The organism is Sorangium sp. So ce327 (genome assembly GCF_051530205.1).
Classification (GTDB): domain Bacteria; phylum Myxococcota_A; class Polyangia; order Polyangiales; family Polyangiaceae; genus Sorangium; species Sorangium cellulosum_B.
This window is the reverse complement of the sequence record NZ_CP150330.1, coordinates 7,659,924-7,686,092: the sequence shown is the minus strand read 5'-3', so window position 1 is coordinate 7,686,092 and position 26,169 is coordinate 7,659,924. Positions and strand designations below refer to the sequence as shown.

Genomic DNA, 26,169 nt, shown 5'->3' with positions numbered 1-26,169 from the left:
AACGTTCGCCTGCGTCAAGCCGTTCAAGGGACGCGTCGTGACGAGCCCTCGGGCGCCCCGTTGCATCACTTGCGCAAGTGAACGTGCGACGAGCCTGCCGAGTCGCCGGCGATGGGCTTTCGGCACGCGCGCGGGCGGCACGCGCGGGCACGCGGAGGGGGACGAGGCCGAGAAGCTCACGCCGCGTCGAACGACGGGCATCTGGCCCTCGCGATGGGCGGCGGGCTCGGTCGGGATGCCGAGGCCGGGCGTCAAGGAGATAGAGGAGTGCCCTTCGGAGCGCGATAAATCCCTGTGCCGGGGCTCCAGTACACGTGACTGCTGTCGACGGCGAGGGTTCCTGATATCGACGGTACGATCACCTCCGGCGCCCGGGCGCCACAGAACGGCATGCGCTCGATGCCGCGAGTGCCAACGAAGAAGATGTCCTGCCCATCGATCACGGGGTTTGACACCGCGACGTGGTCGGCTATGTCCGACGCGGGCCAGAGCAACGAGGGATACATCGTCGGACCAGCGATCGAGTGATGCTCGAGCGCGCCGGGGGACCCAATGGTACTCCGTATCTGGACGCTATCTGTGTCCGTCGCCGCTTTCCGGCGCCCCCCGCGGAAGAAAGGGAGCGGTGACGGCGTGACGGGTTTTGGCCGCGAGAGGTCCATTCCAGGAGTGTCGAAGCCGGCCGCGTGGAAAAAGAGGTTGGTCGTATTCTGCACGAGGTCGTCCAGAGGCGCGCGCCACTCAGACGTCCCCCAAAGTAACTCGATCGGCGACGCATAGACCTCCGTCGTGGCTCCTCCCGCGAGAGGTGCTGCGAGGATGCGATAGTTTACAATAAAGTACGCGTTCATTCCATCGGTGACGACATCGCACCTATTGGGGACGCTGGCGCCTGAGGCGATGACGGTCACGGTACCACCGGTCTTGGGCATGACCTTCACGTAATACGTTCCTGAGACCGTGCTCGTCCAGACAAGGTTGGTCGCGTCGATGTCGAGACTGTCCAGGCCCTCCTCGAAGGCGGCGAGCGGGGTGATGGCGCCTCCGCCGGCAGGCACGCGATTGACCGTTCCATCGCTCGCGTTGAGGAAGTACACGTATCCACCGTTGACGACGAAGTCCCTCACCGGCGCATCGACGATCCTCAGCGCGCTCCGGGGCACACAACCGCCGTCGAGGCAGGTATCGCCGGAGGCACAAGAGGTATCGCACGCCCCGCACGCGTACGTTGTGCGGCGCAGATCCACGCAGCTGCCGCAATCGTTGGCGCCGGGCGGGCATTGCTCGCACAGCCCGGCGTTGCACACCGCGATCACATTCAATGAGTTCCGGCAGACCGCGTTGCAAGCGCCACAGTGATTTCGGCTCGTCATGAGGTCGACGCATTTGCCGTTGCACGCCGTCAGCCCTGCGGGACAGGGGATCGGCGAATAGACGCATCCGCCACCTACGCACGCGACGGACTGTCCGTCCGGCGGCGCGGCACACGGTTGGTTGCAGCCGCCGCAGGCGCGGACGTCCGTCTGGGTGTCCGTGCATGCGCCATCGCAGATCGCGTAGGGTGGGCCGCACGTCGTGATGCAGGTTCCACCCAGGCATCTCTCGCCCGGCGCGCACGCATGGCCGCACGATCCACAGTTCATTGGATCGACGCTCGGGGTCGCCTCGCAGCCGTTCGTCGGGTCCAGATCGCAATCGACGGAGCCGGGCAAGCAAGCGCCGAGGTCACAGGCGCCGTCATTGCACGCGACGAGGGCGCCCGGGCGAGAGGGGCATGGCGAGCACGCCCCGCACCCCGACGAGGGGTCGTCGACGGACTCGCATGTCCCTAGGGCCCTCCAGGACATGTTGCACAGCGTCCTCCCGGGCCCGCACGCGCCACAAGTCAGAGGACCGCCCCCGGCGCCGCCAGCTCCGCCCGTCCCGCTCGCGGTCGACGAGGCGGACGAAGCGCCGCCGCTCGCATCGCCGCCGCCGCCGCTAGCACCGCCCCCGGCGCCGCCAGCTCCGCCCGTCCCGCTCGCGGTCGACGAGGCGGACGAAGCGCCGCCGCTCGCATCGCTGCCGCCGCTCGCACCGCCCCCGGCGCCGCCAGCGCCGCCCGTCCCGCTCGCGGTCGACGAGGCGGACGAAGCGCCGCCGCTCGCATCGCCGCCGCCGCTAGCGCCGCTCGACGCCGACGACGCTTCCCCGGAGCTAGACGATGGCGGCAAGGGGGGTGCTCCACCGCCACCAGCGCCACCGCTGCCGTTACTCCCCCTGCATGAGATCATGAGTGCCGCAGCAACGGCGGCACATACGAGAATGGGTGCCGATCTCCACTTGTGCATGACCTTTGGTTGCCGCCCAGACCGTCCGCGTTCAGCCGGCGACCTCTCCCGCGCGAAAGTCTCGCCGGGACAGGGTAACGTCCAGAGCCTCGTTGAGCGAACCGCTCCGCGAGGGTGATCCCTGCGGTCTTGGCGCCTCGGCGTAGCGTGCGGCGGGTCGGGGCTCCTGTCCGTCAGCGGCGCCCGCGGTGGGCGTCGCCGACCAGGAGAGCGACGATGGGCAAGATCCGCGAACGGATGCGGCGAGATCTGACGCTGGCGGGCTACGCGCCCGGCACGCAGGACCACTGCCTCGGGGCGGCGGCGAGGTTTGTGAGGCGCTTCAGGCCCCCGCCCGCGCAGATGGGACAGGAGCACCTGCGCACGCGCGTCTCCGAGCTGGGCGCGAGCGGCATGGACGCCTCGGACACCCGTCGGGCGCGCTGATAGTGCCCGCGCGCGTAAGTAAAAGATGAACGAAAGCCCTGCAATCGCGATGGCCCCCCGGAGGACGGCCGAGGAGAAATCGACGTTCATCCGCCCCGCGAGGTAGATCGCGTGCTGCTCGAAGGTGCCGAGGTCGTAGCTCACCATGCCGCGCCTGCACCCCTTCGGGCCCTCGGCGCCGAGGCCTCGGGTGCGGGCGCCCCCGGGCGAGCGCGCAGCGGGCGAGCACGCACCGCGGCGAGCGCGCCCCCGGCGCAGGCGCGGGCGGTTCAGTACGTGAGCGAGGGCGTCGTGCAGCCCAAGCCGAAGGCGCCGATGGCTCCGCCCTCGACGACGGTCTGAACGAGGTTCGCGACCTGGTCTGCACCGCAGAAGGTGTCCGGGAACTCGCCGCCGCCGTCGCCGCCCACGCCGTCCGGCCACGTGACGGGGCCGAGCTCGACGCGGAGATCGTCGGGAGGTCCCGTCACGAGGAGCGGCGCACAAGCGATGAAGAGGAGATCGAGGTACCTGCCAGACGAACCGCTGAAGCCCACCACAACCTCGTTCTCCGGGCACACCATCTCCCAGGGTTCGGTGCCCTCGCTGCCCTGGAAAGGGGTCACGTCGCCGGGCATCATGGTGATGGTGTACGGGCCGTCTCCCGTGAGCTCCAGGTGGCCGCACTGCGCCTGGATCTTGGCATGGATGAGCGACTCCCCCAGCGGTCCCAGGGACCCTCGAAACCCGAGGAGCACCTGGCTCTCCGGGCACCGGTCCATGGCAGGGGTGGCCGTACCGGGGCTGCCGCGCAGCTCGGTGTAGGTCTGCGCCACGACGTCGACGCCTGTCGGCATCGGGCACGGCTCCCCGTCGCACTCGCCGCCGCCGCCCGCGCCGCCCGCCTCACCGCCGCCGCCCGCCTCACCGTCGCCGCCCGCCTCACCGCCGTCGCCGCCCGAGCCGCCACCCCCATCGCCAGGCGGGGCGCCGCCTCCTCCGCTCGCGCCGACGCCGTCGAAGGTCAGGCTGCCGATACCCGAGATCGCATTGCATCCGGCGAGGACAAGACCGGAGAGCAGCGCGGAGAGGCCGAGCAGATGGCGCGTCACCGAGATCAAGTACTCGATCCGCGGCCGGACCGGTAGCAGGTCGCCCGAATGCCGCTTGATCCTCGATCGCGGTGGGCTCGGCCGCGACATCGACGCCTGTCCAGACCCGATGGTCACCCCATGTGCGCGGGCCGGCTCGCACGTCCGAGAATGACGACCGATGGAGCGCTGAAAGGCAACGGAGCCGAATAGGATTCCGTTCGATGATCCGACAGGTCTTCGGCGCCTCTCGTGGAAGCTCGGAGTGAAGGCGACGAGGAAGTTCTCCTTCGCGACCGTGAACGCCGACGGTGCGATCGTCGCGACCTACGGCGTAGACTCCGTCGCCAGCGTCTTCGACGCGCGTACCGGCAAACGACTTCACGACCTGAGCGAGCGGCGCCAAGCTCCCGCAGGGCTCCAAACGCCCGTAGCAGCCTTTACTTCCGGCGATACACAGGCTGAATCATCCCCGCGAATTTTTCGGAGAAATTCACAGGGAGGCGGGGAGACGGGGAGTGAAATCCCATGAATCTCCCCGTCTCCCCGCCTCCCTGTTCAATTTCTTTTTCTCGCTGAAGTGCCAACAACAGAAGGAGGGGATTCGTCAGGTTCCGAGGGGGCCCGCGCCGCGAGCACGGCGCGGCTCTGGCCGGCGCGCGCCGGCGCGGATCACTCGAGGTACGCGGCCAGGCCGAGCTTCTGATCGCGGACGGCGCCGGCCATGACCTTCGCGATCTGCTCCGCGCCGGAGCGCGAGAAGTGCGTGTGATCATCGCAGAAGAACTCGCCTACGGGGCCGCTTGTCGTCGCGCTCACGTCGCCCCCGGGGACAGGGCAGAAGCCCAGGGTGTTGTAAAGCGCAATGCTGAGCTCGTGCAGGTCGATGACCGGCACGCCGTACTCCTTGCCCGCCTCGTGGGTCGCGGTCACGTAGCCGCCGCGCGTCCCCCGGGCCGTGCTCCCGTTGCAGGAGATCGCGCTCACGGGGGTCACGAACACGGGCTGGGCGCCTCGCTCCTCCGCGGCGCGGGCCATCATCCCGTAGCTCGACTTGAAGGCGTCGAGCCCCACGTGCCGATCGCACGTGCGCGAGCCGTCGTTGATGCCGAACTGGATGAACAGGGTATCGCCCCGCTTCATGCCGTCGAGCATCTGGACCCACCTGGCCTGCAGCACGGGCTCGCCGCTCGCGTCGCGCGCGAGCTCGCACTCGCCCGCGCTATCCATGGTGGTCTGCACGTTGTAGAGCCACGTGCGCACGCTGCGGCCGCCGACGGCGCTGTTCACCACGGTGACCCGGTCGTCGAAGAGCGCCGCGAGCTGGCCGCCCCAGCCCGCCGGGCAGGGGGTCTGTCCGTTGGCGACCGTGGAGTCCCCCGCGATCCAGATCGTGATGTCCTGCAGCGGCCCCGCGCCGCCCGCGCCGCCGTCGCCCGCGCCGCCGCTGCCGCTCGGCCCACCTGCAGATCCCGCCGAGCCTCCCGAGCCGGCGGGCGCGTCGCCCCCGGCCCCCGCGCCGCCCGTGGAGCCGGCCGAGATCGCGGTGCTGCCCGCGCTCGCGCTCGAGCTGCTCCCTTCCGGTTGGGAGCTCCCGCCGGCGCCGCCCGTCCCCCCGCCTCCGCCGGCGCTGCCCGCGGCCGCCTCCGGATCAGGGGAGCAGGCGGCGGTGAGCAGCGCGAGACAGCACACCCGGGCAAGCATCCGGCCGCGCGCGCGCACGGCCGATCGAACGTTCCAGTCCATGAACATGCCTTTCCTCCAGTCACGACACGAGCATCAGCCCATCCACGCCGGATGGCGCTGGCCCTTCGCCTCCCGGTCCCGCAGGCCGCCAGGGCACGCTCGGTCGAGGTGCCAGGCCGGCGGCACGACGGGCGCGCGCCGCTGCGGGCGCAGGGCGCGCCGCGAGCGGCAAGGCAACGCCGGCGAGGCGAGCGGCGGGGATGACGGGGGGCGAGCACGGCTCGCGTCACTGTGTCGGGAACGGCTCCCAACCAATCACGGACAGGCGTTTTTTTTCGGATCTGCGTGCCGGGATGCGCTCCGGTGCACACCCATCGCAAATCTGAAGCGGTGGCAGAATCGAGGTCGACGCGAGCGCCCGGCGCGAGCGCGCCCGCCTGTCCACCCAGCGCACCGACGCCACGCCCGTGGAGAGGAGACGCGCGGCGGTTCGTTCACGACACACGGCGATGTCCGGCGACGGATTGGCCAGCTGGCTTGGCGACCGAGGCAATCACGGTGATGCAGGGCAGGGCAGGGCAGCGGAGCGCAAGGAGCATGAGGGCGGAAGGTGGACGGAAATCCGTTGAACGGAGATGTGCTGTGGAGGGCATTACTATGCCGTTGACTGACACAAACTTTGTCACGTATGTTTATCAAGGGTGACGCTGGTTGAGGGGTGGCGTCGCACCAGACGTGCAGACGTGCAGACGTGCAAACGTGACCAATGGCACGGATCGGCCAGGCGTGCTCCTGTGCGCCCGCGAGGCAGCGGCGCGAGGCTCGGGCGCGCGATGGCCCCAGGGGGACGGCGCTTGTGTCAGTGTCTTTAAGAACTCATTCCAGGCTCTCCCACGGTCGAGGCGACGGCGGCGTCGGCTCGATGGTGCAGAGAAGGGTTCGAGTGCTCCTCGCTGGCGGCGACGGGCGAGCCGCGCCGCGCGCGAGGGCCGAGGAGCGAGGATCAGCATGAACAGCTGGGATCCCCTGGGTGCGGCGGAGCAGGCCGCGGTCGCGGACGAGATCCTGTCCGTCCTGCGTCACGACCTGCGCAACCGCTTTGCGATCGTCCGGAATGCGTCGTTCTACATCAAGCGGAAGGTCGCGCGCGACGCGGCCTACACGGCGGATCCGAGGATCGAGGAGTTCTTCGGGATCATCGACGAGGAGGTGGTCGCGGCGAGCGCGCGGCTCGAGGAGTCGGTCGACGCCGCGAGGCTCTTCACCCGCAGGAGCGTGTGCGTGAGCGCGGCGGGCTGCGTGCGCCGCGCGGCGGCGTGCGCGCGCATCGGCGCGTCCGGGGCCCGCATCGTCCTCTCGGCTCAGGACGGCGAGGTCGAGGCGGACCCGATCGAGCTCGCCGTCGCGGTGCGGTGCCTGATCGAGAGCGCCGTGGTGTCGACGCCCGAGGACGGCGTGGTCACGGTTCGGGGCACCTCGAGCGCCGCGCGGTACTGCATCGAGGTCACGGACGCGGCGATTGTCCCCTGCGAGGCGGACGGCGAGGCGATCCTGCGGCCGTTCACCACGACCAAGCCGGGGCACTCCGGCCTGGGGCTGAACATCGCGAGGCGGGTCGCCCGTCGCTACAGCGGGTCGCTCGCCGTCGAGCCTCGGGCGCACGGCTCGTCGGTCGTCATCGCGCTGCCGCTTGCCGCCGCGCCGGTGCTCCGCGACGCCGGATCGGAGCCGGCGCCGTGAGCGTGGGCCGTCCGCCCGCAGGGCGCGCGCCGGCGGCCCGGGAGCCAGCGGCCGGGCCCTCCGCGCGGCGGGCGCGCCCCCGGGCCTCGCTGGTCTCGCTCCTGGTCGCGTCGACGGCGGCCGCGCCCGCGGAGCCGGAGCGGACGGAGGCAGAGGACGAGGCGGCGCGGCCGCCGATCGAGGAGCTGTTCCTCGGCGAGACGGCCTTTCCGCAGGAGGCGCTGGAGCTGCAGATCACGAGCGCGCCGAGGTGGGAACGCGACGGGCGCCAGGTCGGCTTCCGCATCCCGCTGCTGCTGGAGCTCGGGATCACCGATCGCCTGCAGCTCGGGGGAGAGCTCCCCCTGGAGCTCGCGCGCCAGGACAGCGGCGTCGTGGCCGGGCTCGGCTCTGTCGAGCTGGAGGCCCTGTACAACCTCGTCAACGAGCGGGGGCTCGGGCTCGCGCTGTCCGCGGGGCTCGGGGCCGGGTTCCCCGCCGGCGCGCGCGAGCTCGGCGCGCCGGGTTACGCGCTGGAGCCGTTCGTGAGCCTCGACAAGGCGATCGGGCGCGTGCACGTGGGCATCTCCGCGTCGGCCGAGATCCGGCTCCCGGCCGCCGGGAGCGACGCGCGCGAGGACATCGAGCTCAGCCCCGGCGCCTCGCTGGGCTTGATCCTGCCGCTCGGCGACGTGGTGCCGACCCTCGAGCTCGCCGCCGAGATCGAAGACACGCCGTCGCTGCTCCTCGCGCCCGGCGTGCTCTGGCACCCGGCGCCCGGCCTGGAGCTCGGCGCCGCGCTCGAGCTCGGCCTCGCGGGGGAGGCCCCCGACGCCGGGCTCATGCTCCTCGTCACGAGGGAGATCGAGCTCGCGGGCGACGGCGACGACCACGTGAAGCACGCAAGCAGGAGCCGCTCCCCATGAGCATTCGAGCCACACTGGCCGCCATCTTCGGCGTCGCGCTCGCGGCGGTCCTCGTCGCCGGCGGCGCCTTCTACTTCGCCATCGCGGAGATGCTCGTCTTTCAGCGGCGCGCCGAGACGTCCTACGAGGACCTGAAGCTGCACGTCACCCTCGCCAGCCACGCCAGCCGCTACATGAACGAGGCGGTCAAGTCGGTGCTCCACGGCAGCGTCAGCGAGGAGCTCACGAGCGCGGCCGAGGCCACGGCGCGCGATCTCGACGCCATCGAGGCGCGCAAGAGGGCGATGATCGCCGACGAGGAGATCAGGGAGAGCGACGAGGAATCGACGGAGGAGATCGAGCACATCCACTTCATGCGAGAGAGCTTTGCGCGGATCGTCGAAGGCGTGGCGGCCACGACCCACGTCGAGCGCGAGCGCACGAACGAGCGACACGAGATGTTCGTGCGGCTCTCCGACCGCGAGTACAAGGCGGGGTTCCTCCCGCACCTCGGCGCGGCCGTGCACGACGCGGAGCGCGACGTGGCCAGGATCCTCGACGACGAGCGCCACCTCCGGGCGCGGGTGGCGTTGCTCGGCGCGGCGGCGACCGGCGGCGCGCTGCTCGTCCTCGTCGTGCTGCTCGGGCGGCTCCTCCGCTCGGTGGACCGCGGCTTCAACGCGCTGCTCGACGGCTCCCGGCGGATCGCCCAGGGGGATCTCGGGCTGCGCCTCTCGGTGCTCGATGAGCACGAGTTCGGTCGCATGAGCGCGGCGTTCAACGAGATGGCCTCCAGCCTCCGCGACGCCCAGGAGGCCAGGATGCGCATGGAGAAGCTCGCGGCGGTGGGGCAGCTCGCGGCGAGCGTCGGGCACGACCTGAGGAACCCGCTGGGCGCCGTCCGGAACGCGAACCATTACCTCAAGAAGCGCATCGCAGGGACCGAGCTCGGCGCGGAGCCCCGCGTGGCGCAGTTCCTCTCGATCATCGAGAAGGAGCTCGCCGCGTGCGCCAAGATCATCGGCAACCTGCTCGACTTCGCGCGCGAGCGGCGGCCGCGCTTCGCGGCGTGCGCGCTGAGGCCCCTCGTGGACGACGCCATCTCGGTCGTCGAGATCCCGCCGCGCGTGCGCGTCGACAACGACGTGCCGGACACGCTCCCTGTCGTGGAGATCGACAAGGACCAGTTCCGGCAGGTGCTCGTGAACCTGATCCAGAACGCGGCCGAGGCGATCCCGGCCGAGCGCGAGGGGCGCGTGCGCATCGCCGCGGAGCGGACGGGCGACGGGGTGACGCTCTCGGTCGCCGACGACGGGACGGGCATCTCCGAGGAGACGCTCGCGCGGATCTTCGAGCCGCTGTTCAGCACCAAGCTGAAGGGGACGGGCCTCGGCCTGGCGATCAGCGCCGGGATCGTGGAGCGGCACGGCGGCACGATCGAGGCGACGAGCGCGCTCGGCAACGGCACGACCTTCGTCGTGCGGCTGCCGGTGCGCGAGGAGCCCGAGGCCGCCGAGCCAGCGCTGACGCCGACCGGAACTCAGGGCGTATGACGGGGGGGCAAGCCATGCAGGTGCAGGAGGCCGCGCAGCGGGGCAAGCGGGTGCTCGTGATCGACGACGAGGAGGGCATGCGCATCACGCTCGCCGCCAGCCTCGAGCTCGAGGGCTACGAGGTGGTGGAGGCGAAAGACGGCATCCACGCGCTCGAGCTCGTCCGGCAGCAGGCGTTCACGCTGGTCATCAGCGACATCCGCATGCCCGGGCTCAACGGCGTCGAGACGTTCCGGGAGCTCAAGAGGATCCAGCCGGAGCTCACCGTCGTGCTGATGACCGCGTTCGCGCTCGAGCGGCTCATCGAGGAGGCGATCGCCGAGGGGGTGTACACGGTGATCCACAAGCCGTTCTCGATGGACCACCTCGCGCGCATCGTCGCTCGCGCGGTGGACTCGCCGGCCGTCCTCGTGGTGGACGACATCCCGAAGGTCGCCGACTCGATCGTGGCGGTGCTCCGGGCCGCGGGGCTGTCGGCTCACTCCGTCCACGATGGGCGGGCCGCCGTCCAGTACGTCGTCGAGCGGGGCATCGACGTCTGCGTGCTCGATCTCGTCATGCCCGATCAGGACGGCGTGACGACGTGCGCGCAGATGCGGGGGCTGAAGAAGCGCGTCACGGTGATCGCCATGACCGGCCACGCGGTCCCGGAGATGGTCAGCGCGATCATGACCAAGGGCGGGTACGCGTGCCTGCACAAGCCGTTCGACGCGCGCGAGCTCATCCACACGATCGCCCGCGCGCGCGGGGACGCGGCGCAGGGATGACGGCGACGTCGCGCTGGCGTCGGCTCAGGTAGCGCTCGGCCAGCTGGCCAGCTCTGCCGCGCGCAGGTGCTGCTCCGCGGCGCGCGCGGGGTCGTCGCCCCGCGCGAAGTGGTCGGCCAGCACCCTCGGATCCTGCTCGCCGGCCTCGAGCAGCCACTCGCCGGCGAGCCGGTGGCCGAGCGCCCGGTCGCGATCCGTCAGCATCGCATAGGCCCCCTCCCGCAAGAGCGGGTGGCAGAAGGCGATCTCCTCCTCGCCCGCGAACCGGGAGCTCGGCCGGCGCTCGATGATCTCGCGCTCGACCAGCTCGTCCCACGCGTCGCGCTCGCTCGTCCCCGACGTCCCGGCGCCGAGCAACGCGCGCACGCCGCCCACCCAGGCGACCTCCCCGAAGACGCTCGCCGCCCGCAGCTGCCGCCGCGCCTCGGGCCCGAGCGCCGCGAGGCGCGCCTCCGCCATGCCCAGCACCGTCTCCGGCAGCGCGCCGCCGCGCCCTTCCGCGAGGGCGCGGATGAGCTCCTCGAGATAGAAGGCGTTGCCCCCGGCCCGCTGGACGAGCGCGGAGATCTCCCCGGGCGCGAGCTGCTCGCCCGCGTCGCCGAGCGCGCTCCGCACGAGCTGCTCGGCCGCGCGGGCGGGCAGCTCGCGCAACCGGAGCTCCGAGAGGCCCCGCTCGGCCCAGAGCCTCGGGAAGACCGCGTGAACCTCGGGCCGGGCGAAGGCGAGCACCGCGTACGGCCGGTCGCCGAGCTCCCGCAGCGCCCGGTCGAAGATCCCCATCGAGGGCGCGTCCCCCCAGTGGAGATCCTCGAGCACGACGAGCACGGGGCGCGCGGCCGTCACGGCGCGCGCGTAGTCGAGGTACGCGCGCTGGATCCCCTCGGCCATCAGCGCCGGATTGTGCCGCGCGGCCCGCAGCGCCGGCAGGCCCTCGTCGGGGAGGGCAGCGACGTCGAGCAGCTCGCCAAGGAACCCGCCCACCCGGAGCCCTTCCTCGCCCGAGAAGAGCGGCGCGAGGGCCTGCGCGAGCTTCCGTCGCCGCGCGTCGACGGCCTCGCCCGCGGCGATCCCGAGCGCGGCCCGCAGCGATCCGGCGAGCATCGCGAACGCGGCGCCCGTGCCGATGGAGTCGCCGCGGGCGACGCTCAGGCTCACGTCGGGGTGGCGCTGGCGCAGCACCTCGACGGCCTCGTGGCGCAGGCGCGATTTGCCCATGCCCGCCGCGGCGGTCACCAGCGCCACCGCGGCGCGCCGCTCGGCGAAGCTCTCGTCGACGAGGTCGAGCAGGTGGCGCAGCTCCCGCTCGCGCCCGACGTGGGGGCTCGGCTTGCCCAGGAGCTTGCGCGGCCCCTCGCCGATCTCGCGCTCGGCCTTGAGCCAGGAGAGCCCGCCCCGCTCCACGACCTCGAAGCGCACGTCGAGCAGGGCGCGCGTCACCGCGTCGATGTGGACCCCCTCGCGCCGGCCCTCCGCGCGGCCGGGCGCGGCGGCCTCGTCCAGCAGGGCGGCCGCCCTGTCCAGCACCTCGCTGAGCGGCGATCGACCCGCCGGCTCGCCCCACCCCGTCACCAGCACGACCGCCGCGCCGGGGAGCTGCGCGCAGATCTCGAGCGCGCAGCGCGCCACGAGCGCCGCCTGGTCGGTCGCGCCGCCCGCGCTCACCACGAGCGTCACCACCATCCCGTCGCCGAGCTCCTCCACCTGCGCGCTCAGCGGCATGGCCGCGCGGCGCACCACGGCGAGCGTGTTCGGCGGTGACGCGTGCAGATCGAGCGACTCTGTCGACTCGAAGAACGAGGCTTGCGCCGGCCGGACCGCCACCATCGAGACCAGACGCTTCTCGCCCGTGGTGATGACGGCGCCGGGAAGGGGGGCCGAGGACACCTTGCTCCTCGTCCAGGCGCCGAGCGTGTCCAGGGTGCGCGCCACGGCCGCGCCGTCCTCCGGCCGCGCCGAGGGATCCTTGGCCAGCATCTGCGCGACGAGCTCGTCGAGCGCGTGGGGCACGTCGGGCCGCAGCTCCCTCGCCCTCGGCGGCTCCTCCAGGAGCAGCTTCCACACGAGCGCCATCGGGTGTTGCTTGCGGAACGCCGGCTTCCCGGTGAGGCACTCGTAGAGCACGCATCCGAGCGAGAAGATGTCCGCGCGCGCGTCCAGGCTGTCCCGCTCGCCCCGCGCCTGCTCCGGGGCCATGTAGCCCAGCGTGCCCAGCACCGCCTCCGTCCGCGTCAGCCGCTTCGAGGCGTCGGCCAGCTGCGCGATGCCGAAGTCGAGGAGCTTGACCCGATCGAGCGCGCCTTCGACCAGGAAGAGGTTGCTGGGCTTGATGTCGCGGTGCACGATCCCGCGCGCGTGCGCCGCGCCGAGCGCGTCTGCCACCGTCCTCACGAGGGCGATCGACTCGTCGATGCGCAGCTCCTGCCGCGCCAGCCGATCCGAGAGGCTCTCGCCGGAGAGCCACTCCATCGCGAGGTACAGCTCCCCCGTCGGCGCCATGCCGTGCGTCGCGTAGCGCACGATGTGGGGGTGCTCCAGCCGGGAGAGCGTCTCTGCCTCGCGGAGAAAGCGCGCCTGCGCGCGCGCGTCCGCCGCCTTGCGCAGCAGCTTGACGGCGACCACCGTCCCGCTCGAGCGATCGAAGGCCCGGTAAACGGTGCCCATGCCTCCGGATCCGGCGATCTCCGCCAGCTCGAAGCGGCCGTCCAGCAGCCTGCCAGGCAGCATGCGCGTGAAGGATGCACTCTCATTGGAGCGTGAGGCAAGGCGGACGAACGGCGTGACCGTGCCGTGACGCCCGCGCGGGGTGCGAAGGCGAGCCCAGCCGGTCTGTCGGGAGGCAGGGGTGTCTCGATGCGTTATGTCGTCGGGTCGGCGCCCGATCCGCGCCGGAGCTGCTCCAGCAGGAGCGGCATCGCGCCGGTGCCGGCCGCGAGGAGGCGCTCGTCGAGCGTCGCCAGGCCGCAGCGGTACTCATAGACCCTGAGCTGCGCCTCGTTGTGGAAGTACCTGAGGTTCAGGCCGGGGCCCATGGCGGCGTCGATATCCATGGCGACGATGCGGAACCCTGCTTTCAGCTTGGCGATGATCACCGCGTTGTTGCAAGGGGCGTGCTCGCTGACCACGTAGTCGAAGCCGAGCTCTCGCGTGTAGGCGAGGATCCGGCGGAGGAACTCCCGGTACAGGCCGCGCCGGCGGTACTCGGGGTGAATGACCGAGTGCCACATGCGGTAGGTCTCCGCGTCCCTCTGGTGGCCCGAGAACATGGCCACGACCGCCTGGCCGTCGCGCACCGCCCAGAAGTCTGCGAGGCGGTGGGCTCCCTCCGACGCCGTGAGGCGGGCCCGGGCGCGCTCGCCCTCCTCGCCGGACAGCGCCCCGAGGTCGAAGAAGACCTCGGGCGGGAAATGGCGGAGCAGCTCGGCTCTGTGCAGCGCCCAGTAGGCCTCGCCGTCGGCGAGGCGCTCGAGCGGGTAGAGGCCCGCGAGCGGCTCGCCGAAGTGTTTCTGTCGAATCGGAACGACCCAGTCCCACGCGGTGCTCATGGATCGAGCCCTATCATGGCGGCTCGCTCCACCCCAAGAGGGCTGTTCGCGGAGGCGCTCAGTCCCTTCAAAGGCCCGATCGCGGCGTGGACCGCGCTGGACAGGAGCCGTTACGAAGCGCTGTCGCCGCGATCGAGGTCGAGCCGCATGGCGCAGCGCTGCGCCGGGTCGAGGCCCTGGCGCGCCTCGTTCTCGAGGATCTGCGCGAGCCGCGGGGACGCCTCGGGCGGCGACAGCTCGCGGAAGCCCATGGAGGCGTAGAACGGCCCGTTCCAGGGGACGGTCCGGAAGGTGGTCAGGGTCATCGCCTTCAGCCTCGCGGCCCGCGCCCACGCGATGACGTGGGCGAGCAGGCGTCGCCCCAGCCCTTGCCCCTGGCGGTCGAGGACGACGTCGATCTCGCGGATGTGGAACTCCTCGCCGGCCGTCTCGGCGCCCAGGAACGCGATCGGCTCGCCGGCGCCGTCGTCCATCACCCAGAGCGTCCCGGCCCGGAGCGCGCCGCGCCAGCCCTCCGCCGGCGTCACGTTCGCCAGGGCCTCGACGTCGAGGTCCGTCCCCCGGAACGCGTCGCTCGCCGAGCGCTCGATCTCGGGCAGGTGAGGCAGGTCGGACTCGACGGCAGGTCGGATGAACGTTGATGTCATCGGGGCTGCGCAGGCTAGAGCAACGATCCCGTTGAAGCCCGGAGAAATTTCACAGGGAGGCGAGGAGGCGGGGAGGAAGAAAAAATGAAACTCTTTCTCTTGCCGTCTCTCGCTCCCCGCCCCCTCGCCTCCCTGTGAAATTTCTGCTTTTTGGCCGTCGCGGACGAAAGAGCGGCGTCGATTGAACGTTCCGCGCGCGTCCGGGAACCGAGGTCCATCCAGTCACGCCGCGGCGCCCCCCACGGAGGGAGGCCCGAGGCGTGCTCGCAAGGAGTCACAGATGACGCTCGTCTCCTCGGCCCGCGCGGCGGCGCGGAGCTCCGCGCCGCGATCCGCCCGGCGCCGGCTCGTGAAGCCGCTGCTCGGCCTCGCGGTCTTCGCGGCGCTCTTCGTCGTGCTCGCGTGGCGGCTCGACACGCCTTCTGTGGCCGCCGGGCCGCTCGACGCGGCGGCCGGGAACCCGCTCGGCCAGCTCTCCCGCGGCGCCGCCGACCGGGCGCCCATCGCCGGCCTGGTCGAGGAGCGACTTCCGGCCGGCTCGTACACCTATGTCGCCGTGCGCACCGGCGAGAGCCTCACATGGGCTGTCACCGTCGGCGACGCGCCGCCGCCCGGCACCCCGGTGCAGGTGCGGAGCATGGGTCGCAAGGCGAATTTCCACTCACGCCGCCTCGCGCGGACGTTCCCGGACCTCGTCTTCGGGATCGTCTCGCGCGCTGACTGAGCCCCCGACAACGGACAGAGCCTCCGGCAACGGACAGAGCAGAGAGGACCATGACCATGACGACACGTGGATTCGACCAGATGCCGAGCGCGACGATCGCGCGATCCTCGGGCGCGCTCGCTGCCGCCGTCATCGCGGCGCTCGGCGCGATCCTGTCGGGGTGCAGCTCCGATTCCGGCGGGAAGACGACCGACCCTCCCCTCCCGGAGTGCACGGGGGGCGTGCTCGAAGCCGATCTGGAGGCAGAGCCGCTGAGCGGGCCCGGCGTCGATCCGGAGACCGGGAAGCTCCGGCCGCCTCCGGAGGGGTCGTCGTACACGGTCAGCGCGACGTATGGGGTTCCACGGCCGGGCGACGCCGTGATGGAGCGATACGTGCCGATCTTCGGGGCGATCCAGGCGCAGCTCGCGTCGCAGCCCGGCCTCCTGGCCCTCCAGCTGGGCCAGTCGCCGTCCTGCGGCTCCGGGCGTACGCTGGCCGTGTGGGCCTCGACCGACGCGATGTACGAGTTCGTCATGAGCCCGGCCCACCTCGCGGGGATCGACGCCGCGAACGAGCTGCTCGAGCCCACCTATGTCGTCACCCACTGGGAGACGGCCGAGGCCGATGGCATCACGCTGGCCGACTCGGTCCGTCGCATCCGGGCGCTCGACGCTCCGGCGCCATGAGCCGGCGCGGCGGCGGCCTCGCCCCGCGTCCTCCGGCGACGCCCGCGCCCGGCGACGCCCGAGCTGGCGGGCGTGCCGGCGGGCTCAGCGGGCGGCCGCGCGCTGCGTGCTGAGGCGGCTCATCGCATAGGCGAGCCCGCTCTGGAGCGTGCCTTGCGTGGTGATCCGGCCGAAGTCGATGCCCAGCCCGACGAGCGTCCTGGCGATCTCCGGGCCGATGCCCACCATCACGCTCCGGCAGCCGAGCAGCTCTGCCGCCTGCACGGCGCGCACCAGGTGGCGCGCCACGGCGGAGTCGAGCACCGGCACGCCGGTGATGTCGAGGATCACGAACTCCGCGCGCCGCTGCCCGATGGCCGCGAGCAGGCTCTCCAGCGCCTGGGCCGCGCGCCGATCGCTCATCTCGCCGACCAGCGGGATGAGCAGGATCCCCTCCCAGACCTGGATGACCGGCATGGCCACCCGATCGAGCAGCTCGGCCTGCATCTGGATGATCGCGCGCTGCTCCCGGTTCTCGGCCGCCATCCGCTCGGCCTCCATGTGCCGCTGCTTCAGGTCGGTGATGTCCGTGATGAGCCCGCACAGGCCGACCACCTCCCCCTGCGCGTTCTTCATGGGGAACTTGCGGGTCCAGATCGTGCGCGCCACCCCGTCCGAGCCCGTGGCGCTCTCCTCGTTCTCGCTCGGCTCACCCGAGTTGAAGACGACGTCGTCGTAGCTCCAGAAGAGCTCGGCCTGCTCCTTCGGCCAGTAGTCCGGGTCGCTGCGGCCGATCAGATCGTCGTAGCGCTGCCCGATCAACCTGCAGAAGCCCGGGTTGCAGGCGATCCAGCGATGTTGCCGATCCTTGACGAAGATGGGATCCGGGATGGTGTCGATCACGAGCTGGAGCAGCCCGAATGTCTTCCAGTCCGAGACGTCGATGCAGCGGAGTGTGAACGCCATTCAGCCAATCCCATCTCCCCCGACCCCGACCAGTCTCCCTTTATCAGCCATCGTGGATGGCCATGCAAGGGCAGAAATGCGGCGGATCACCGCGGAGACCCGGAGACGTGCGCCCCGCTTCAGGGAGCGCCTGAGTGTGCCTCGCCTTGCTAACTGCCGCTACATGATGAAGCGAGCGTTCGACGCGAGGCGCGCGAACTCGATTTTACTTCGTCTGCCTCGTCTGCCTCGTCTGCCTCGTCTGCTTCCGCGCTCGTCGCGCGGCCGAGGGGCGACCCTGCCGGCGTCCTCTCGCGGGTCTCCTCGCCGGCAGCAAGCCGGAGGGGGCGGCGACCTCCGCGCCCACCTCCCGCGCTTCACCGGCGAGAACCGAGAAAAGAACCCCGGCGTGGCTCCGGCGTGACAGCGCGGCGCGGCAGCGACCTCGGCGCGCCCTCCCGGAGGTCCCCCGCGGCGTCGTCGACGAGATCGAGCTCTCCGTCCAGATTCGACCGCGAGGCGTGATCACTCGGGCACCGTCCGGGAATTCATCGGGGCCGTACGGCAGGCCTCCGCGCAAGCAAGGCCTGCACCTAGAGAACTCACCACCTTGCCGATTCATTCCCCGTATTCTGCATGAAGAAGATCGAGCCCGGCGCGCCGAGGCAGGTGTCGCTGCCCGCTGGGATGCCTTGTCGAGGCACATTGGACCGCTGGGGGCCCCTGGAGTCCCGTCCCGCATGAAAATCGTCGACATCCGCGCCACCACCGTCACCGTGCCGCTAGAAGCGCCCCTGCGTCACGCCAACGGCTGTCACTGGGGTCGCTTCGTGCGCACGATCGTCGAGATCGAGGCGGATAACGGGCTGATCGGCCTCGGTGAGATGGGCGGCGGCGGCGAGTCGGCCGAGGCCGTGTTCCGGGCGATGAAGGGCTACCTCGTCGGCCACGATCCCGCCCGCCTCGAGGAGATGCGGTTCAAGATCGCGAACCCGACGGCCTCTCTTTATAACAACCGCACCCAGGTCCTCGCCGCGCTGGAGTTCGCGTGCCTCGACCTGCTCGGACAGGCCTTCGGCGTGCCGGTCCACGATCTCCTCGGCGGCAAGCTGCAGGACGAGGTGCCGTTCGCGTCCTATCTCTTCTTCCGCTACCCGAACGCCGACGGGTCAGGCGAGGTGCGGACGCCAACGCAGCTCGTCGAGCAGGCGAAGGCGCTGAAGAAGACGCACGGGTTCACCTCGCACAAGCTCAAGGGCGGCGTGTTCCACCCGGACTACGAGCTCGAGTGTTACCGCGCGGTCGCCGCCGCCGTGGGCAAGGATCGCGTCCGCTTCGATCCGAACGCGGTCTGGTCGACGGAGCAGGGAATCCGCTTCGGGCAGGCGATCGAGGACCTGAACAACGACTACCTCGAGGACCCGGTCTTCGGCCTCCACGCGATGCGGCGCACCCGCGAGAAGGTGCGGATGCCGCTCGCGACGAACACCGTGGTCGTGGGCTTCGAGCAGCTCGCCGCGAACGTCCTCGACACGGCGGTGGACGTCATCCTTCTCGACACGACGTTCTGGGGCGGCATCCGGCCGTGCGTGAAGGCGGCGGGGATCTGCGAGACGTTCGGCCTCGGCGTCGCCGTCCACTCCTCGGGCGAGCTCGGCGTGCAGCTCGCGACGATGCTGCACCTCGGCGCCGTCATCCCGAACCTCTCGTTCGCCGCCGACGCGCACTATCACCACCTGCGCGACGACGTGATCCAGGGAGGCCCGCTCCCGTACCGGAACGGCCGTATCCGCGTCCCCGCCGGTCCCGGCCTGGGCGTCCGCCTCGATCGCGAGAAGCTCGCTCACTACGCCGAGGAGTACCGCCGGCTGGGCTCTTATCCGTACGACAAGGACCCGCTGCGGCCGGCCTGGTGCGCGACCGTGCCGAACGACCGCTGGGCCGATCCGAAGGACGACCGAATCCCCGAGGTGCCGAGATGACCCTCGCCGAGCGCGTGGCCGCGGCCGTCGACGCCGCGCCCATCATCGATCTTCACACCCACCTCTTCGCGCCCCAGTTCCCCGCGCTGAACCTCTGGGGCGTCGACGAGCTCCTCACGTACCATTACCTCGTCGCCGAGGCCCTGCGCGCCGAGCCGAAGGTCACGCCGGAGGCGTTCTTCGCGCTCGACAAGAAGGCGCAGGCCGATCTCGTGTGGGCGTCGCTCTTCGTCCGCCGATCGCCGCTGTCCGAGGCCACCGCGGGCGTCGCGACGGTGCTCGCCGCGTTCGGGCTCGACCCCGCCGCGCCGGATCTTCGCGAGGCCCGCGCCTTCTTCGCCGAGCGCCGGGTCGAGGATCACCTCGAGGACGTGCTGCGGCTCTCGGGCGTGAGCGCGCTCGCGATGACGAACGATCCGACCGACCCGGTGGAGCGCGCGATCTGGGACTCGGGCGTCACGCCCGATCCTCGGTTTTACACGGCGCTGCGCCTCGATCGGCTCATCCACACGGGCGATCTCGCGCCCGAGCTCGAGCGGTGGATCGCCCGCATGCGGCCGCGCTACCTGGCGATCTCGGTCAACGAGGTCTCCGCGCCGCCCCGGGCCGTGCTGGACGCGTGCCGCGATCACGGGCTGCCGTTCGCCATGATGATCGGCGTCCGGCGCGCGGTGAACCCCCGCCTCGGCGTGGCCGGCGACGGGGTGAGCACGGTCGACCTGACCCCGCTCGAGCGGCTCGCCGCGGAGAACCCCGACGTGCGCTTCCTCGTCACGACGCTCGCGCGCGAGAACACGCACCCTCTCTGCGTCGTGGCGCGCAAGTTCGCCAACGTCCTGCCGTTCGGCTGCTGGTGGTTCATGAACAACCCGAGCCTCATCGAGGAGACGACGATGATGCGCCTGGAGATGCTCGGGCCGACCTTCGTGCCGCAGCACTCCGACGCGCGCGTCCTCGATCAGCTGATCTACAAGTGGCGCCACTCGCGGCGGTCGATCGCTTCAGCGCTGACCCGGCGCTACGGGGCGATGCCCGTCCCGCCGACCGACGCGCAGATCGAGCGCGACGCGCAGGCGCTCCTCGGGGGCATCGCGAAGGACTGGCTGGGAGCATGACGAACCGTTTCGACATCTCGGGCCGCACGGCCGTCGTGGTCGGTGGCACCTCCGGTATCGGGCGTGCGATCGCCCTCGGCCTCGCCGAGGCGGGCGCCCACACCGTCGCCACGGGCACCCGCGCGGACCGCGTGCAGGCGGTCGCCGCCGAGATCCGCGAGCGGGGCGTCCGCTCGATCGAGGCGGCGTGCGACGTCAGCGATCGCGCGACGCTCGACGCCCTGCGCGACCGCGTGCTCGAGGCGTTCGGCGGCGTCGACATCCTCGTCAACTGCGCCGGTCGGACCTTCCGGAAGCCCACCGCCGAGGTGGGAGAGGCCGAGTGGGGCAGCTTGCTCGACACGAACGTCACTGGCATGCTGCGCGCCTGCCAGGCCTTTTATGGCCCGTTGAAGGACAGCGGCCGGGGCCGCATCGTCAACATCGCCTCGCTGTCGAGCTTCGTCGCGTTCCACGAGGTCGCGGCCTACGGAGCGTCGAAGGCGGCCGTGCTGGCGCTCACGCGGAGCCTCGGCGCCGAGTGGGCGAAGCACGGTATCCGGACGAACGCGCTCGTGCCTGGCGTGTTCGTGACGGACCTCAACCGCGCCCTGCTCAACGGTACGCCGCGCGGGCAGGAGCTGCTCGCTCGCACGCCCCTCGGCCGCTTCGGCGACACGCAGGAGCTGGTCGGAGCGGCCGTCTTTCTCTGCTCTGACGCGGTGAGCTTCATCACCGGTACGAGCATCACAGTCGACGGTGGATTCCTCGCCTCCGGGGTGAACCAATGACCGCAGCGTCTCCCGTGGCCCCGGCGACCGCGGGCGTGATGTCCCGCACGCGCTGGACCATCTGCGCGCTCCTCTTCTTCGCGACGACGATCAACTACCTCGATCGGCAGCTGTTCTCCCTGCTGATCCCGTTCTTCGAGAACGAGCTGCGCCTCGGGCCGACGGACCTCGCGCTCATCAACGTGAGCTTCCTGCTCTCCTACGGCTTCGGCATGGTGTTCGTCGGTCGCTGGATCGACCGCGTCGGGCCGCGCAAGGGGCTCAGCGCGACGTTCCTGCTCTGGAACATCGCCTCGGCCGGTCACGCTGTCGTCGGCAGCTTCGCCGGCTTCGCCGGGATCCGCTTCCTGCTCGGGGTCGGCGAGGCCGGCAACTTCCCCGCCGCCGTCCGCACCGTGGCCGAGTGGTTCCCCAAGAAGGAGAGGGCGCTCGCGACCGGGCTGTTCAACTGCGGCTCCAACGTCGGCGCCATCCTGGCCCCGCTCCTGGCGGTGCGCATCGCGGAGGCGTACGGATGGCGGACCTGCTTCCTCATCCTGGGCGGCGTCGGCGTCGTGTGGATCTTCTTCTGGACGCGGCTCTACCGGCGGCCCGAGGAGCACCCGAAGGTGTCGCCCGAGGAGCTCGCGCACATCCGCTCCGACCCGAAGGAGGCGACTGAGGCCCTCGGCGTCGGCGAGGTGTTCGGGATGCGGCCCGTCTACGCGGTCGCGGCGGCGAAGTTCTTCACCGACGCGCCGTGGTGGTTCTACCTCACCTGGCTACCGAAGTTCCTTGTCAGCGAGTTCAACCTGAAGCCGACCTTCATGGCCTACGCCATCCCGGTCGTGTTCCTCGTGGCGGACGGCGGCGCGATCGGCGGCGGCTGGCTGTCCTCCAGGCTCATCGCGAGCGGCCGCTCGGTCGGCACGGCGCGGAAGCTCGCGATGCTCGCGTGTGCGCTCTCCGCGGTGCCCGTCATGTCCGTCGGGCTCCTCGTCGATGTCCCGAGCGTCGCGGGCATCCCCACGATCTACGTCGCGGTCGCGATCCTGTCGCTCGCCGCGGCAGCGCACCAGGGCTGGAGCAGCAACCTCTACACGCTCGTCTCGGATGCCCTCCCGCGCCCGGCGATGGCCACGGTGGTCGGCGTCATGACAGCGTTCGGCGTCGCCGGTGGAGCGCTCTTCCAGATCTTCGTCGGCTGGGCGCTCACGGCCACGGGCTCGTACGCCCTGCCGTTCCTGCTCGCGGGGACGCTGTACCTCGTCGGCCTGCTGGCGCTGCACCTCATCCTGCCGCGCGTCGAGCCGGTCGCGCCGAAGCGGCGCGTGCCGAACGCGGCGATCGTCGCCGGCGGCCTGGTGATGCTCGCCAGCATCGCGGGGCTGCAATTCGCCCTCAACCGTCCTGCGTACACCTCTGTCGACCAGTACCGGGCGACGCGGCCGGCCCAGCTGAAAGCGACGGGCGTGCCGGTCGAGGGCCCCGCCGCCCACGTGGGCTGGATGGACGCGCGCTGGTACCTCTGGCCGACGGCCGCGGGGACCAAGGCGGAGCTCGTCAAGTTCGACCGCGATGGGCGACCCATCGTCGAGGGGAAGGGCGCTGCCGCCAAGGGCTACACAGGCCCGTCCGCCGCGGAGGTCGAGTCGTCCCGCGCGCCAGGAGGCGATCGGTAATCACCGCCATCGGCCCGCCGCATCGCATCTCCGCGATGGCGGCGGCCCCTTGAACCCTGCTTGTCCAAAAGCTCGTCCGCCACGCGGCCTGATCCACTGCAAGGTATCCATGTCCTTCACGCTCCGTGATCCTTCCACCTGCCGCTGGGATCTCGTGTCCCTCGGCGAGGTCATGCTGCGCCTCGATCCCGGCGACGGGCGGATCTCCACCGCCCGCAGCTTCCAGGCCTGGGAGGGGGGCGGCGAGTACAACGTCGCCCGCGGCATGCGCCGCTGTTTCCGGCTCAGGTCGGCCATCGTGACCGCCCTCGCGGACAACCCCGTCGGCCGCCTGCTCGAAGATCTGATGCTGCAGGGCGGCGTGGATCTCACGCACGTTCGCTGGGCGACGCACGACGGCGTGGGGCGCCTCGTGCGCAACGGCCTGAACTTCACCGAGCGGGGCTTCGGCATTCGCGGGGCGGTCGGCCTCTCGGACCGTGGTCACACGGCCGCGTCTCAGCTGAAGCCCGGCGAGATCGACTGGGATACGATCTTCGGCGCCCAGGGGGCGCGGTGGTTCCACACCGGCGGTATCTTCGCCGCGCTCTCCGAGACCACGCCTTCCGTGGCGAAGGAGGCGATGGAGGCGGCCAGGCGGCACGGCGTCGTCGTCTCCTACGATCTCAACTACCGTCCGTCGCTCTGGAAGTCGATCGGTGGTCAGGCCCGCGCGCAGGAGGTCAATCGAGCGCTCGCGCCGTACGTCGATGTGATGCTGGGCAACGAGGAGGATTTCACGGCGGCCCTGGGCTTCGAGGTCGAGGGCGTCGGAGAGGGGCACGCCAACCTGCGCGTCGGCGCGTTCGAGAGCATGATCGAGCGCGTCATCGGGGTGTTTCCGGACATCCAGGCGGTGGCGACGACGCTCCGTGTGGCGACCTCGGCGACGCGCAATGACTGGAGCGCGGTGCTGTACCACGGCGGCCAGCTCTACAAGGCGCCCGAGCGCAAGGACCTGGAGATCTTCGATCGCGTGGGCGGCGGCGACTCGTTCGCCTCGGGGCTCATCTACGGCTTCTTGATGGGCAAGGGGCCGCAGTGGGCTGTCGATTGCGGCGCGGCGCACGGGGCGCTCGCGATGACGACGCCCGGCGACACGACGATGGCGACCCTCGACGAGGTGCTCAAGGCGATGAAGCTGGGCACGGCCCGGGTGGACCGATGAACAAGCAATCGGTGCTCGAGTGGATCGCGCGCGGGCGCATCGTCCCTGTGGTGCGCGCCGGCTCGGCCGACGAGGCGCTGCGGGCGGTCGAGGCCCTCCTCGAGGGGGGGATCGACGTGCTCGAGATCACGATGACCGTTCCCGGCGCGGTCGAGGTCGTGCGCGAGGTCGCCGCGCGCCACGGCGAGCGGGCGCTGGTCGGCGCGGGGACGGTCCTGGACGCTCGCACCGCCGAGGCCTGCATCGAGGCCGGGGCGCGCTTCGTGGTCAGCCCTGCGCTCGACGAGGCGACCGTGAGGGCCTGCGTCGCGATGAACGTCGTCCACGCTCCCGGCGCGCTCACGCCCACCGAGGTCGTGGCGGCGCACCGCGCGGGCGGAGACGTCGTGAAGGTGTTCCCGTGCGACGCCCTCGGCGGCGCCTCGTACCTCAAGGCGCTCAAGGCGCCTCTGCCCCAACTCCCGCTCATGCCCACGGGCGGCGTGACGCTAGAGAACGTGGGCACCTTCTTCGCGGCGGGCGCGGTGGCGGTCGGCGTCGGCGGCAACCTCGTGGATCTCAAGCTCCTGCGCGACGGGCGGCGCGACGAGCTCGTCGCCCGCGCCCGCGCGTTCTGCGACGCGGGCCGCGCATCCTGAGGAATCGCGCAGGCGGCGCGAACGCCGTTTGACGCCTCGACGCCGGCCGCTCCGCCGGGGAGACGGCTGCTGCGCCCGGGCCGCGATCCGCGCGGTGCGACGTGAAGCTTTGTTGAACTCACCATCTGCGGCGTTTGCAGGGGATTCCTGGCGCCATGGATAACCCAGGGGCTTCGAACATGAATCAATCGAAGGTTGCGAACCTAGTCGGTGCGTCGATTTTCTTCGTGGCGGCGGTCGCGCACGCCCAGGCTCCCCCGCCGGCGCCGGACACGGCCGCTCCGCAGGCCGCTGCGCCGGCCCCGCCGGCGGACGCGCAGGCGCCGACCACGCCGCCTGCGGACGTGGCTGCTCCGGCGGCGCGGCCGGCGGAGGCCGTCAAGCCGGCCTCCAAGGATCCTGTTCCGGTGACCTCCAAGTGGAAGGCCACGATCTACGGGATGGCGGAGTTCGACATCATGCACGACACCACCGAGAGCTTCGGGGAGTCGGTGGGGGCCACGGTCATCCAGCGCGAGGACACCTACGCCGGCTCGCACGGCCGCACGCACTTCACGGCGCGGAACTCCAGGTTCGGCGTCAGGGTGAACGCGCCCGAGGTGTCCGGGATCAAGACCACGGCCGTGCTGGAGCTCGACTTCTTCGGCAATCAGCCGCCCACCGTCTCCGAGGCCTCGCTGGTGAGCAGCGGCACCTTCCGCCTGCGTCAGGCCCACATCAAGGTCGAGTCGGACTACGTCGATCTGCTGATTGGACAGGGCTATCACCTGTTCGGGTGGCAGCCGTTCTTCTTCCCGGCCACGACGTCCTTCTTCCCGGTGATGAACCAGGTCTTCGGGAGGATGCCGCAGCTGCGCGTCGGCCACAACTTCAAGTCGGACGCCGCCAACGTGGAGATCGCCGCTGCCGTCCTCAAGCCGCCGCAGCGCGACTCCGAGGTGCCGGACATGCAGGCGGGGTTGCGCATCGGCGTCAACGGCTGGAAGGGAATCCACACGCTCGGCGCCGGCGGGATGTTGCACGACCCGCTGTCGATCGGCGTCTCGGGCGTGTTCCGCCATCTCAGGGTCAACGAGCACTCCGCGACCCCGCGCGAGCTGCGCTCGGCCAACGGCTACGGGCTCTCGGTCGACGCGATGATCCCGATCATCCCGGCCAAGGCGCTGGACGACGCCGGGAACGCGCTGACGTTGACCGGCTCGTTCTTCTCGGGCACGGGCATCGCGGACATCGTCGGCGTCGCGAGCAACGTGCCGCACCCCCCGCTCCCCGAGGAGGGAGCTGTCTATACGCCAAACATCGACAACGGCCTCGTCGTGTACGACGCGAACAACAGGCTGAAGACGATCGGCTGGACGGGGTTCATGGTCGGGCTCCAGTACTATCTGCCGCCGTCGGGGCGCTTCTCCGTGTCCGGCAACTACACCCAGGGCTCGAACGACCGGGTGACCGAGGAGAACGGCTATGGCGCGCTCCGCACGGCCTACCACGAGTCGCGCTACATCGACGGCAACCTGTTCGCCGACATCACGCCGGCCATCCGCGCGGGCCTCTCGTTCCAGTACTCGGAGCAGACCTTCGCGGACGACGTGACCGCGACCAACGAGCGCATCAAGCTGTCCCTCTACAGCTTCTTCTGAGCGACGGCGCTGGGCGACCCAGGTCGCGTTGGATCCGCACGCTCTCGCGCGACGCCTTCGCGAGCCAGGTCGCGGAGGCGGTGCTCGCGCCGCTCGACCCCGATCGCGTCGCCTCGACGTCGCGCCACCGGCGCATAGCGACGGCGGAGCGCCATTGCAACGAATGGCTTGACTTCCGCGACATGGTGGCCGAAG

Annotated in this window: 21 protein-coding genes; 14 read left to right on the top strand and 7 right to left on the bottom strand. The window is 71.0% G+C overall.

Going from position 1 to position 26,169, the window contains the following annotated elements; translation table 11 throughout:
- Positions 1 to 251 precede the first annotated feature (251 nt).
- Positions 252 to 1,127 carry a hypothetical protein gene (locus WME95_RS28755; protein WP_437902558.1) on the bottom strand — a complete coding sequence of 292 codons (876 nt, stop codon included), beginning with the start codon at positions 1,125 to 1,127 and terminating at the stop codon, positions 252 to 254.
- Positions 1,128 to 2,546: 1,419 nt separating this feature from the next.
- On the opposite strand from WME95_RS28755, the gene WME95_RS28750 reads away from it, so the two are divergent.
- On the top strand, positions 2,547 to 2,756 hold the full coding sequence (locus tag WME95_RS28750; protein ID WP_437902557.1) for a hypothetical protein: 210 nt from the start codon (positions 2,547 to 2,549) through the stop codon (positions 2,754 to 2,756).
- A 269-nt stretch (positions 2,757 to 3,025) separates the two neighbouring features.
- Here WME95_RS28750 and WME95_RS28745 read toward each other — a convergent pair whose 3' ends face one another.
- Both WME95_RS28745 and WME95_RS28740 read right to left on the bottom strand, forming a co-directional pair.
- On the bottom strand, positions 3,026 to 3,856 hold the full coding sequence (locus WME95_RS28745; RefSeq protein WP_437902556.1) for a hypothetical protein: 831 nt from the start codon (positions 3,854 to 3,856) through the stop codon (positions 3,026 to 3,028).
- Between the two features lie 642 nt (positions 3,857 to 4,498).
- The gene (locus WME95_RS28740; RefSeq protein WP_437902555.1) at positions 4,499 to 5,572 is read right to left on the bottom strand and encodes a GDSL-type esterase/lipase family protein; all 1,074 of its coding nucleotides are present in this window, start codon (positions 5,570 to 5,572) and stop codon (positions 4,499 to 4,501) included.
- A 948-nt stretch (positions 5,573 to 6,520) separates the two neighbouring features.
- Between WME95_RS28740 and WME95_RS28735 the strand changes: the two genes are divergently transcribed.
- The 4 genes from WME95_RS28735 to WME95_RS28720 are packed head-to-tail and all read left to right on the top strand — an operon-like array spanning position 6,521 to position 10,456.
- A complete protein-coding gene (locus WME95_RS28735) occupies positions 6,521 to 7,252 on the top strand; it encodes a sensor histidine kinase (RefSeq protein ID WP_437902554.1) in 732 nt (243 codons plus the stop codon).
- Entirely contained in the window at positions 7,249 to 8,157 is a 909-nt protein-coding gene (locus WME95_RS28730) for a hypothetical protein (protein WP_437902553.1), read from the top strand. The genes WME95_RS28735 and WME95_RS28730 overlap by 4 nt, the downstream gene beginning before the upstream one ends.
- A complete protein-coding gene (locus WME95_RS28725) occupies positions 8,154 to 9,689 on the top strand; it encodes a sensor histidine kinase (RefSeq protein ID WP_437902552.1) in 1,536 nt (511 codons plus the stop codon). Before WME95_RS28730 ends, WME95_RS28725 begins: the two co-directional genes overlap by 4 nt.
- A gap of 14 nt (positions 9,690 to 9,703) precedes the next feature.
- On the top strand, positions 9,704 to 10,456 hold the full coding sequence (locus tag WME95_RS28720) for a response regulator (protein WP_437902551.1): 753 nt from the start codon (positions 9,704 to 9,706) through the stop codon (positions 10,454 to 10,456).
- A 24-nt stretch (positions 10,457 to 10,480) separates the two neighbouring features.
- Here WME95_RS28720 and WME95_RS28715 read toward each other — a convergent pair whose 3' ends face one another.
- From WME95_RS28715 to WME95_RS28705, 3 genes are all read right to left on the bottom strand, one after another.
- Entirely contained in the window at positions 10,481 to 13,180 is a 2,700-nt protein-coding gene (locus WME95_RS28715) for a protein kinase domain-containing protein (RefSeq protein ID WP_437902550.1), read from the bottom strand.
- Between the two features lie 131 nt (positions 13,181 to 13,311).
- The gene (locus WME95_RS28710; protein WP_437902549.1) at positions 13,312 to 13,998 is read right to left on the bottom strand and encodes a GNAT family N-acetyltransferase; all 687 of its coding nucleotides are present in this window, start codon (positions 13,996 to 13,998) and stop codon (positions 13,312 to 13,314) included.
- A 110-nt stretch (positions 13,999 to 14,108) separates the two neighbouring features.
- The gene (locus WME95_RS28705; protein WP_437902548.1) at positions 14,109 to 14,645 is read right to left on the bottom strand and encodes a GNAT family N-acetyltransferase; all 537 of its coding nucleotides are present in this window, start codon (positions 14,643 to 14,645) and stop codon (positions 14,109 to 14,111) included.
- Positions 14,646 to 14,925: 280 nt separating this feature from the next.
- Here WME95_RS28705 and WME95_RS28700 point away from each other — a divergent pair, with 280 nt between their 5' ends.
- Positions 14,926 to 15,369: a hypothetical protein gene (locus WME95_RS28700; RefSeq protein WP_437902547.1), complete on the top strand. Its 444-nt coding sequence runs from the start codon at positions 14,926 to 14,928 to the stop codon at positions 15,367 to 15,369.
- 56 nt (positions 15,370 to 15,425) lie between these two features.
- Positions 15,426 to 16,037, top strand: a complete 612-nt coding sequence (locus WME95_RS28695) for an antibiotic biosynthesis monooxygenase family protein (RefSeq protein ID WP_437902546.1) — start codon at positions 15,426 to 15,428, stop codon at positions 16,035 to 16,037.
- Positions 16,038 to 16,121: 84 nt separating this feature from the next.
- Here WME95_RS28695 and WME95_RS28690 read toward each other — a convergent pair whose 3' ends face one another.
- The gene (locus tag WME95_RS28690; RefSeq protein ID WP_437902545.1) at positions 16,122 to 16,982 is read right to left on the bottom strand and encodes a PAS domain-containing protein; all 861 of its coding nucleotides are present in this window, start codon (positions 16,980 to 16,982) and stop codon (positions 16,122 to 16,124) included.
- Positions 16,983 to 17,701: 719 nt separating this feature from the next.
- On the opposite strand from WME95_RS28690, the gene WME95_RS28685 reads away from it, so the two are divergent.
- The 7 genes from WME95_RS28685 (at position 17,702) to WME95_RS28655 (ending at position 25,974) form a co-directional block, all read left to right on the top strand.
- Positions 17,702 to 18,943 carry an enolase C-terminal domain-like protein gene (locus WME95_RS28685; RefSeq protein WP_437902544.1) on the top strand — a complete coding sequence of 414 codons (1,242 nt, stop codon included), beginning with the start codon at positions 17,702 to 17,704 and terminating at the stop codon, positions 18,941 to 18,943.
- Complete coding sequence (locus WME95_RS28680) at positions 18,940 to 20,058, top strand: hypothetical protein (RefSeq protein ID WP_437902543.1); 1,119 nt, start codon at positions 18,940 to 18,942, stop codon at positions 20,056 to 20,058. Before WME95_RS28685 ends, WME95_RS28680 begins: the two co-directional genes overlap by 4 nt.
- On the top strand, positions 20,055 to 20,828 hold the full coding sequence (locus tag WME95_RS28675; protein WP_437902542.1) for an SDR family NAD(P)-dependent oxidoreductase: 774 nt from the start codon (positions 20,055 to 20,057) through the stop codon (positions 20,826 to 20,828). Before WME95_RS28680 ends, WME95_RS28675 begins: the two co-directional genes overlap by 4 nt.
- The gene (locus WME95_RS28670) at positions 20,825 to 22,489 is read left to right on the top strand and encodes an MFS transporter (protein ID WP_437902541.1); all 1,665 of its coding nucleotides are present in this window, start codon (positions 20,825 to 20,827) and stop codon (positions 22,487 to 22,489) included. Before WME95_RS28675 ends, WME95_RS28670 begins: the two co-directional genes overlap by 4 nt.
- Positions 22,490 to 22,598: 109 nt before the next feature.
- Positions 22,599 to 23,696 carry a PfkB family carbohydrate kinase gene (locus WME95_RS28665; protein WP_437902540.1) on the top strand — a complete coding sequence of 366 codons (1,098 nt, stop codon included), beginning with the start codon at positions 22,599 to 22,601 and terminating at the stop codon, positions 23,694 to 23,696.
- Positions 23,693 to 24,334 (top strand): bifunctional 4-hydroxy-2-oxoglutarate aldolase/2-dehydro-3-deoxy-phosphogluconate aldolase, encoded by a 642-nt coding sequence (locus tag WME95_RS28660; RefSeq protein WP_437902539.1) that lies wholly within the window; start codon positions 23,693 to 23,695, stop codon positions 24,332 to 24,334. Before WME95_RS28665 ends, WME95_RS28660 begins: the two co-directional genes overlap by 4 nt.
- A 179-nt stretch (positions 24,335 to 24,513) precedes the next feature.
- Positions 24,514 to 25,974, top strand: a complete 1,461-nt coding sequence (locus WME95_RS28655; RefSeq protein WP_437902538.1) for a hypothetical protein — start codon at positions 24,514 to 24,516, stop codon at positions 25,972 to 25,974.
- Positions 25,975 to 26,169: the final 195 nt, after the last annotated feature.